12 protein-coding genes are annotated in these 9,661 nt (G+C 44.2%); all 12 read right to left on the reverse strand.

Going from position 1 to position 9,661, the window contains the following annotated elements; translation table 11 throughout:
- Positions 1–9: 9 nt before the first annotated feature.
- Positions 10–945 carry a flagellar filament capping protein FliD gene (gene fliD, locus RW092_RS16190; RefSeq protein ID WP_016314130.1) on the reverse strand — a complete coding sequence of 312 codons (936 nt, stop codon included), beginning with the start codon at positions 943–945 and terminating at the stop codon, positions 10–12.
- Between the two features lie 166 nt (positions 946–1,111).
- Positions 1,112–1,918, reverse strand: coding sequence for a flagellin N-terminal helical domain-containing protein (locus RW092_RS16195; RefSeq protein ID WP_316010679.1), 807 nt, complete (start codon positions 1,916–1,918; stop codon positions 1,112–1,114).
- Between the two features lie 104 nt (positions 1,919–2,022).
- Positions 2,023–2,250 (reverse strand): carbon storage regulator CsrA, encoded by a 228-nt coding sequence (csrA, locus tag RW092_RS16200; protein WP_016314132.1) that lies wholly within the window; start codon positions 2,248–2,250, stop codon positions 2,023–2,025.
- Positions 2,251–2,673, reverse strand: a complete 423-nt coding sequence (locus RW092_RS16205) for a flagellar assembly protein FliW (RefSeq protein ID WP_316010680.1) — start codon at positions 2,671–2,673, stop codon at positions 2,251–2,253.
- Positions 2,674–2,729: 56 nt separating this feature from the next.
- Positions 2,730–3,290: a DUF6470 family protein gene (locus RW092_RS16210; RefSeq protein WP_016314134.1), complete on the reverse strand. Its 561-nt coding sequence runs from the start codon at positions 3,288–3,290 to the stop codon at positions 2,730–2,732.
- A gap of 37 nt (positions 3,291–3,327) precedes the next feature.
- Entirely contained in the window at positions 3,328–4,224 is an 897-nt protein-coding gene (flgL, locus tag RW092_RS16215) for a flagellar hook-associated protein FlgL (protein ID WP_016314135.1), read from the reverse strand.
- A 15-nt stretch (positions 4,225–4,239) separates the two neighbouring features.
- Positions 4,240–5,805: a flagellar hook-associated protein FlgK gene (gene flgK, locus RW092_RS16220; protein ID WP_316010681.1), complete on the reverse strand. Its 1,566-nt coding sequence runs from the start codon at positions 5,803–5,805 to the stop codon at positions 4,240–4,242.
- Between the two features lie 41 nt (positions 5,806–5,846).
- The gene (locus tag RW092_RS16225; RefSeq protein WP_016314137.1) at positions 5,847–6,344 is read right to left on the reverse strand and encodes a flagellar protein FlgN; all 498 of its coding nucleotides are present in this window, start codon (positions 6,342–6,344) and stop codon (positions 5,847–5,849) included.
- A 2-nt stretch (positions 6,345–6,346) separates the two neighbouring features.
- Complete coding sequence (gene flgM, locus RW092_RS16230) at positions 6,347–6,637, reverse strand: flagellar biosynthesis anti-sigma factor FlgM (RefSeq protein ID WP_016314138.1); 291 nt, start codon at positions 6,635–6,637, stop codon at positions 6,347–6,349.
- Between the two features lie 153 nt (positions 6,638–6,790).
- Positions 6,791–7,207, reverse strand: a complete 417-nt coding sequence (locus tag RW092_RS16235; protein ID WP_036626084.1) for a TIGR03826 family flagellar region protein — start codon at positions 7,205–7,207, stop codon at positions 6,791–6,793.
- A 112-nt stretch (positions 7,208–7,319) separates the two neighbouring features.
- Positions 7,320–8,057 (reverse strand): ComF family protein, encoded by a 738-nt coding sequence (locus RW092_RS16240; protein ID WP_051135020.1) that lies wholly within the window; start codon positions 8,055–8,057, stop codon positions 7,320–7,322.
- Positions 8,058–8,574: 517 nt separating this feature from the next.
- Positions 8,575–9,661, reverse strand: a 1,087-nt coding sequence (locus RW092_RS16245) for a helicase-related protein (RefSeq protein ID WP_316010682.1), incomplete at its 5' end; no start/stop codon positions are given.

A 9,661-nucleotide genomic window follows, 5' to 3' on the forward strand; every position in this document is an offset into this window, starting at 1 on the left:
CCCTTCCTTTTATGCAAATTGTTGTGCTAACCAACTTGACATCGCATTGCTTTCTGTTAGCGCTTTTTCCATTGCAGCGAACATTTGATAGTAACGATCCTCACGCTTATTAAGCTGTTCGTTTTTGATTGCGACTTGTTTATCAATTTGGTTCATCTGAGAAACCAAGCCCAAGTTAGTTACATTACCACCGCTGATCTTTCTAGTTACCGAAGTGATCGCAGTGTTCATCGCATCATATGCACGTTGAAGTATACCCTTCCCCTGAGGATCAGAACCTTGCGCCGAGAAAAGCGAAATAACCGCTTCCGGATTCTTCTCTACCGCTTCCCGCAGTTTGTTTTCATCCAGGATTAGCTTACCATTCGTTGCTGCTGATGCACCAACAATGTATTTAGGTGTGGTTATTCCGATTTCACTCAATGTATCAAATTCAGGGTCAACACCGGATACGACCGCCGAAGTCAAACCTCGCAAATCATTTAACGCACTTTTCAAAACATCATCATTACGCAGGATACCGCTCTTTGCTTTGGTCTCCCAGTTTTTAATATCTGTTTCGCTTAGTGCCGCCTTCTCATCCGAAGTAAGCGGTTGATAGTCCCGGTACACTTCCTCATTTAATGCTCCGCTGATGGAAGTCATCGTTTCATTATATTTGTTTACAAAATCTTTGACCTTGGCAATGATCTCATCCGTACTTAAACGTACCGTATTGCCATTTCCATCAGTCTTATTCCAACCACCAGAAAACCGTAATGTAGATAACGATTCGCGCAGGTTTGAGAACTGTAAATTCAAACTAGTGTATCTCTCAACCTTCCACTCCATCGTCTGCTTCTTCTGCAATAGTTTGTCTACAGGAATTCGTTCAGCCTTCATGAGTTCTTTAATCATGGCGTCGGTATCAAGTCCCGATGCTATTCCAGTAAGGCGTATTGGCATTAGAATACCCCCCTCTTGTACAATGATTTGTCCTCTAACTGTATATATCGAATGTATATACTATAAAATTTAGATTAGCAAAAAAATATATCTGTCGTATGGGTTCAGCATTATAGAAAAAGAGGTCCACAATTCTCGTGGACCTCTTCTGGCTTCAAGCAAAATCTTAACGAAGCAATTGCAATACACCTTGCGGTGCTTGGTTTGCTTGTGCCAGCATTGCCGTGGAAGCTTGTTGCAGGATGTTGAATTTTGTAAACTTCATCATTTCTGCAGCCATATCCGTATCACGGATACGCGATTCAGCAGCTTGCAGGTTTTCGGCATTAACGCTTGTGTTGTTGTAAGCATGCTCCAGACGGTTTTGGTAAGCACCCAGCGTGGAACGAGCTGTGTTAACAGATGTGATTGCAGCGTCAACTGTAGCACGCTCAGTAGCAGCACTTGCTTGGTCTGTAATGTCATTGAACGTAAGTGCTGTAAGATCGATACCAGACAAATCAAGAACGATCGCGTCTGCGTCGCTACCAGCGCTTTGGATTGTAACATTACCAGCAGAACCGTCAAGCAGCGTAATTCCGTTGAACGAGAAGTTCGTAGCAATACGGCTGATCTCATCGGACAATGCTTTGTACTCAAGTTGAATAGCCGCGATATCGTCGCTGCTATACGTACCGTTGGACGCTTGAGTTGTCAGTTCTTTCATACGAGTCAGCATGTCGGAAACTTCGTTCATCGCACCCTCAGCTGCTTGAACCATGGAGATACCGTCTTGCGTATTACGCATACCTTGATTCATGCCTTTGATTTGCGCACGCATTTTTTCGGAAATCGAAAGACCTGCAGCATCGTCAGCCGCACGGTTGATACGATAACCGGAAGACAATTTCTCAGAAGACTTCCCTTGTTGGATGTTGTTAAACGACAGGTTGCGGTGCGCGTTCATTGCGTTAAGATTGTGGTTGATAATCATTTGATTCTTCCTCCTTGACTTTTAAAATTTCACATCCTTGTGAATTAGGCTTCGCGCCTCTATTTTTATATATCGGTTGTTTAATACGAGAGTTTATACCGAAATTAATATTTTTTGATTTTTTTAATAAGACTTAAGTCCTTATGTCCTCCACTAATTGCCTCTCTATTACTTGCTTGGACTTCCTCCAACAGTTCCTTTCTCATAATGGTAACATCGGCAGGGGCACTTATGCCTAATTTCACGCTGTCTCCATCGATGGAAACTACATAGATTTCGATGTCATTATTAATTTGGATCGTTTGTCCCCGTTTTCTCGTCAGCACAAGCATTTAATCACCCCTGCTTTCTTTAACGATGTTCTTCATTAAAGGATTATTTGTTCGATATAACGTCTGTTCATGAAAGACATATTGAATTCCACTTTGATGTTTAATGTTAATCAATAAGGGGGCCAATAAGTTAATTGTAGATAACTCCAAGTCCTCTTTAAGTGTGACAATATTAAGTACAAGTACATCTTCTTCTCTTTCGAGTTCTAATTTTCTCTTCGCTTGTTGATCCAGTGTCAACGTATATTCCTTATACCAGTGAAAAGGAGTTGTTGTTAGGAAAGAAATTTCTGGATTTTCGATACTATTCAAATAAGCAAATGGAGTATCATTAATGCTCTCTAATTGGAAGATGTCCAGATCTTCAAAGCCCAATATGTTCCCTTGAAAAGAAATTTGCATGTTGTTAAACCGAGTTAACATTTTAATTGCCCGCCTCCTATAAAAAAAACTACAGCTTTCAAAGCTATAGTTCTTATCTACGCATAAATATCGTAATTGCTGACCCACATCTGAATGGTGTTTTTGTTTTTTAAATAGATATTAACTGCACCAGGCTCTACCGAGATTTCCGGCTTATTAGGCGTATACTCAATATTCGGATGATGCGTGCTCCATTCCACATTCATTTGATCAGGTTCAAACTGAAGCCTCACATTATCGGCAGATGCCTCGCCCACATACTTGATCATCGTTTTTTCTTGCGTTCGATTAAGCATCATCTCGGCAATCGTATTTCTTTTAAATTTAGCTAATCGATTGCCTTCTTCAACGATATTCGACAAGTTCTCAAGAAACTGTCCTTGCATTTGATCTGTAACCATCTTGTACCATTCCAAGTGATTACCACTCCCTAAGGCGAGCCAAGCTTTGGAACTGTCGATTTTCAAGCCCCCGCGCGATTTGTGAATCTCCATTTCTGCGGGTGTGCTCTCGATTTGCAGGTCGCCAGGAGGAGACTCCATGAGTTGCTTGGCTTGACGTGTCTCAATTCCAATCGTCGCATAGGTTTGACGGATGGATAATCTTTGTAAATTCATCTCCTCCCCGACCTCCTCACCGAAATAATTAATAAGTTTATCTCAGATAATCCAAAAGACTTGTTTGCATAATTTTGGCACTCGTTGCCAAAGACGCCTGGTACACACTTTCATCTTGTTTTAATTTCATGATGACTTCTGCATAATCCGCGTCTTCTACCTTGGTTTGCATACTGGTCAGATTGATTTCCAAGTCATCCAACCGGTTGTTTATAAGTTCAACTCGATTAGACTTAGCGCCCACTTCGGAACGGGCTTCGCTAATTTTGGCCAATCTGTTCGAGAAGTTATCTAACTCCGCTTGTGCAGCAGCTTTGTCATTCGTAGTTAGAGCTGCTTGTACCCTTTTCAGAATGCCGAACAAGTTGTCTGGATCCGTGGGCTCCCCAAAAACAGCCTGGCCGGTGACATTAATATTTAAAGTAGCCACTTCGGAAAATTTGTAAGTAATCCCTGCAGGGTCTGTACCTTGTGTTTCCGCTATTGCCGCATCATAAGGTGCTTGGTCTGTTAATTGACCATTAAAAATATACTTATCATTAAACTTACTATTCCCTAGCGAAATCAATTGATCATAGATCTGCTTCAGTTCCACATTTACTGCGTCCAACGCTTCCTGAGGATTCGTACCATTTACTGCCTGCACTAATAACTCGTTAGCTCGAGCTGAGATATCATTAATTTGTCCAAGAACCGTATCGGTATAATCCAACCAAGATAATGCCGCATCCGCATTTTTTTGATATTGCTCATTAATCGAGAGCTCACTACGATACCGTAAGGAGTATGTAATTCCAACCGGATCATCAGAGGGTCGATTCAACTTCATACCTGTTGAGAGTATATTCTGACTTTTATCCATCCGCTGCAAATTGGAGTTAATATTTCTCATCATTTGCAGATTCATCATTCCGGGCGTCACACGTAATGCCATTGTTTAATCCCCCCTCTATCTACCTACAATCCCCATACTATTAATAACTTTATCCAGATTTTGGTCGATGGTCGTCATAAAACGAGAAGCTGCGCCATAGGCATGCTGTAGCTTAATAAGATTGGACATTTCTTCATCTAAGGACACCCCACTGACGGAAAGGCGTCTGGAATCAACTTGATCAACCAACAACTGGTTATTCTCCTGTTGTCTTAATGCTTCACGACTTTGCACACCTAACTGTCCAATCATCGCGCGGTAATAATCATCAACGGTCCCTTGAGTGATCCCGTTATTACTTGGAATAGGCTGAAAAGTAAACGGACGGTCTTTGAGTTGGGACATTAATAGCGCTAATGTATTGTTCCCTTTAACCACGGTATCTCCGGCCGCTCCAATTTCCACACGTAAAGATGAAGCGATTTTATTCGGGTCATCCGCGATGGCCTTATTCAAACTGAAGGATGCAGCAGTAATAGGTCCTCCGTCACTCGAACTAAAGAATTCTCCAGCTGTTTGTGCAGGAGTAGTGAATAGATATCCTAATTTATGAAGACCATTTATCCCCATTACCGTTACAGTAGTATCTGCAGTAAGAGTCCTACTCGCACCTGTATACAAAACTCCGTTTAGAATAGTGCCCTCAGGCAATACAGAGCCTGCCGGAATGGTAATACTAACCTCACCATTAGCCAAAGTATTGGCCATTTCATTTAGCTGATCGAGGTAATCCCGAACCAGGCTGTCTCTGGACTTGATGATGCCAAACATGGCACCGCTGTTTAGTGTATTGCCGGCATATGCAGTTTCTAGCGTTGCACCAGTAATTTCAACATTGTTATTTCCATTTACAAGTTCAAGTCCGCCAAATGTCACACTATAATAACCATTTTCATCTTCATTTACGGTAACGTTACCTAACTTAGACAACTCGTCAATCAATAAGTCTCGTTGGTCACGCAAATCATTGGCATTGTCTTTCAAACCTTCAATGCGCATGATCTCATAGTTAAGCTGTGCGACCTGGGCTGTAAGCGTGTTGATATGCTCAGCATTTACATTTAAGCCCCGAGTCAAGTCTTCCTGCATATCAGTTAGTTTCTTGCTGGTTTCGTTAAAAGCATCCGCTAAAGCTAATGCGTTTTCTCGAACGATTTTTCGGGAAGTCACATTTTCAGGATCTTTACTAAATTCAGACCAAGCTTTCCAAAAGTTATCGATAACCGTAGTTAGGCCAGATTCAGAAGGTTCATTAAATATTGTTTCCAATTTAGCCAATGTCTCAGCTTGAATCTCCCAATCCCCTAGTGATCGATTGGCATTCCAGTATTGCTCATCCAAGAATCGATCCCGAACCCGTTTAATATAACTAACTTCTACACCCGTACCGAGTTGCCCAGGCGCAACCGATTTAAACAACCCTGGCATTTCTAAAGGTCTAGAAGCAACCATACCTACAACTTGACGGGAATATCCTTGAGTGCTGGCATTCGCAATATTGTGACCGGCTGTATTCATACCAGCCATTTGAGTAAACAAGCTACGTTTTGCAGTTTCTATTCCATGAAAAGTAGATGGCATGTTTCCCCTCCTCGTTTAAAGCGTACCTAACCTATATAAATTTAAGCCTTTGCGTCGAAAAAATTATTCTTCGTGGGCTTAAGAGGTGCATTAGTTGGGTTCTGATATATTAAGTCGTCATCCACACCGACTAGTAAATTTAATGAAAAGTCTATAAAACTTAGAGATTGCTCAAGCAATTGTTGAGTGATTTGATTTTGTGTTTTTAATTCAGAGGCATTGTTTAACAATTGATCACGTATTTCCAGCAATTCAGCCTTCTCATCCGGATCAAAGACTAAGCGTGAAAGCTCAGAAACCGTTAGATTTAACTGAGATTTTATCCCTTTTTCTTTCAGATAGGCATTCATTGCTTCAACTCTTTGGTCCTCAGCCTCGTTTATCTGATTTAATACTCGCGTTTCCTCTGACATGCACTTTACTAATTCACTAGTGTTGTTATCAATAATTGCGCGCTGTTTATCTCTGCATACCGAAAGCATTCTCAGATATAAGTCATTCATTTTTTTTAGGGCAGAAATAATTCGTTTTACGCTCACCGTTATTCTCCTGACTTAAGATAGGATTTAAAATACGGCAATAACTTCTCGACAATCTTCTCGTTTTCCACATGATAATTGCCTGTCGAGACCGCTTCTTTTAATTTTTCAATCCGTTCAGCCCGCGCAGGGTCATTTACACGATTTTGTGCATCCAGCATCTCTTTGGCTTCGGTAGAAATTGAAATCTGATCTTGGGATTGCTTCTTTTTATTCAAATGAAGATCACGTAGTTCCTGATTACGCTGATAAGGATTTATCCCAACTACACGTCCAATATCATTTACTTTCATCTTGATTCACCATCCTTGTCAATAAACCATCGTTAATGACCATCAAAAAAGCCGATAATCTTTACTAAGTTTATCGGCGTTGGTTTAGGCTTTTTTAATAGCGAACGATTGGAGCTTAAAGAATATTAAGCCAAAGAATCAGGGTTTTAGTCATTAAGGACTACGGAATTTGTCGATTGCATTGTAAGCCCCACTGCCGCGCTTATCGCCAAATTCCTGGCCATTCTGAGAGTCCTCTCTAGCTGCTGCAGCAAAACCACGTACAAGACGAGTGCGGCAAGAATCACACATATTTCCATCCCGAATTAATACACCACATACCTCGCAGGGATACATCATGTTCGGGTTATTTGCAACGGAAATGCGACCTTCTTTTATGAATTTAGTGATTTGACGAATAGAAACACCAGTTGCTTCATGAACTTCCTGGATTGTGGCCATTTTCTCTTCACGCAAATATTTCAGGCATTTTTCGTACTCTTCTTCAATTTCCTTGATACAAGAAGGACAAATATCTCTGAAATTATTGGCAAACAATCTCCCGCAGCGCGGACAATTCTCTAGATTGATCCCCATATGCTTCGACGTCCTTTCAAGAATCGCTTCGTTTGATGCTAGATTACCTCATTTATGGGGGGTTCGTCTATACATTTGATGAGAAGAATTAGGAAGTTTACATTTTCTAGGATCGAGCCCAAGTCAAACAATAAACTTCGGCGCGGCGACCTATGCGTCCACAAAGCTCATGAAGTACGCGGGAGCAAGCCTCAAGCGTGCTTCCTGTTGTATAGACGTCATCGACCAATAATATACGTACCGGCTCGGGCGACCGATCCGAAAGGATTTGGAAAAAAGGATCTGGCTTTGTATCATCATAAAAATGGGGTTTCCTCATGGAGACCTGCGGGTTGGCACACACGTCCCCTCCAATCACCCAACCCTGAGGCGCCGCCCAATAGGGGGATTTGGTGCGATTCAACTTCACTTCGTTTATCGCTGTTAATAGTTTGTCTGCGGCAAGCGCAGACGGGCGGAAAACATCATGCAGATCATGGAGACGCTCCCAGCGGGTTTTGAAGCTTTGTTTCTCAGTATGGCGGGAACGTTCCAGCAAATGCAGTAGAGGAATTCGGCCAGCAGTCGCAGCACCATAGGCCAGACGGGCGGCTTGATTGAATCCCCGTTCCTGCATGCGTTCGCTGCTGACTGGAACGGCGGTGACTGCATGGAAACGAAAAGAAGTTTCGCCGATTTTATTTTTGCTTATGACACCTGTTTCTTCTAGCTCCTTCACCATTTGCCGATAAGCCACCCCCGTCATCCGAGCTAGAATCGTGCCATAGGTTTCATTTCCACGGTATTTATATTGAGCAAGCCACTCGCGCATCATCGGGTTATAGGTAACAGCACTTCGATTCATCACGAAGCTACGGGGAGCTTGCCCCTTCCGGGTGCAATCCGGGCACCCCATCGACCGACCACAAATTTGGCAGCGCGGGCTTTTGATCCAAGGGATCGAGAGATAGCAGGATAAGCATATTTCCGGATAGCCCCGCACTCGCTCGGATATTGTCTTGCCGCACGTTAAGCAAGGAATGGAGGGAGGTGCCAACAATTGATGTAAAGGTGTTAATAACCCATTCCAGGAAAAGCTTTTCTCCTCACTAAAGCAATAAGTGCTGGAGGACACAGGGTTTGACAAGAAATCATCCGCAGAACAGATCTCGGTTGCCGCTTGTGCTCCTATTCCCGCTGAAGTAGACCGCCCAGACCTAATTCGAGCATAGGTATTCTCGTCGAAATGCCCTGAAAACAATCTGCCGACGGATTGTCCTTGGGAATTTGGCTTAGGATATCGGAACTTGACCGCCCCACGCCGATTTCGGTTTCGCGTGCTTGAACCGTCATTCGCAACGCTCTGGGATGACTTCATCATATTATTGAACCTCCTTTACCTTTATAAAGCCGTTTTTGTAAGCAGCCGCGTTCATCATTCGGATTTGCCGAATCGCGTCACGTTGTGACTTGGTCCACGCCGGTGCGGCAAACACAACCTTTCCTTTCGGATCGTCCTTGGAGCGGCCAGCTCTCCCTGCCATTTGGACCAAAGAGGCTTCATCAAACAAATCGCTGTCCGCATCCACTATGTATACATCGCTTTTAGGTACGGTAACGCCGCGCTCTAGTATCGTAGTCGTCACCAGCATGCGAATTCGTCCTTCCCGGAAGGCGAGCACTTTCTCGCTCCGGTCCGGATCTATGGAAGAGGTCCCCTCAATGGGGAGCCCAGGAAAATAAGTGCGTAAAAGTTCGGTAAAAGCCGCAATCTGGCGAATTCGGGTGACGAAGAGAAAAATTTGTGCCCCACGTTGAACGGAATGGCGCAGTAAGTGAAGTAAAGCAGGGGGCAAAACGCGGCGGCGGAGACAAGCCTCCACGCTCGCCATAGTAATTCTCTCAGGAACCGGTAACGGATAGCCGTGATATCTTGCCGGCACTTTAGCATGCGGCAGCCGGCCCGCCCGAATCTCTCTTCGCATTCGCGCAGGCGGCGTTGCTGACAGGAATATAAAGCGGCCTTCCGGTTTGCAAGCGGCCTCCGCCGCAAAATTTAACATTGGGTCATTGTGATAAGGGAATGCATCCAGCTCGTCGATCACGACCAAATCAAACGCCTGGTAAAACCGCAGCAGCTGATGGGTTGTAGCCAGTATTAACCGCGCTTCTTCCCATCGCTGCGGGCTTCCTCCATATAAGACTGCCATCGGCTCCTCCGGAAAAGCCTTCGCCACCCGTGGGGCCAACTCCAGCACGACATCACGGCGCGGCGTCGCCACCAGCACCCGGCCGCCGCTATCCAATGCATAGCGCAGCAGCGGGAAGATCATTTCGGTTTTGCCGGCGCCGGTTACGGCCCAGAGGAGGAAGCGCGGCGGTCGTGGCTCGGTTTCTATCTGGCGCGAGAGGGAGCGCCGCAAGACCAGGGAGAGAGCCGGCCTTCCGTGAGCCGTTGCTGCCCCTGGC

The sequence above is a fragment of the Paenibacillus sp. 3LSP genome, from assembly GCF_032465655.1.
GTDB lineage: Bacteria > Bacillota > Bacilli > Paenibacillales > Paenibacillaceae > Fontibacillus > Fontibacillus barengoltzii.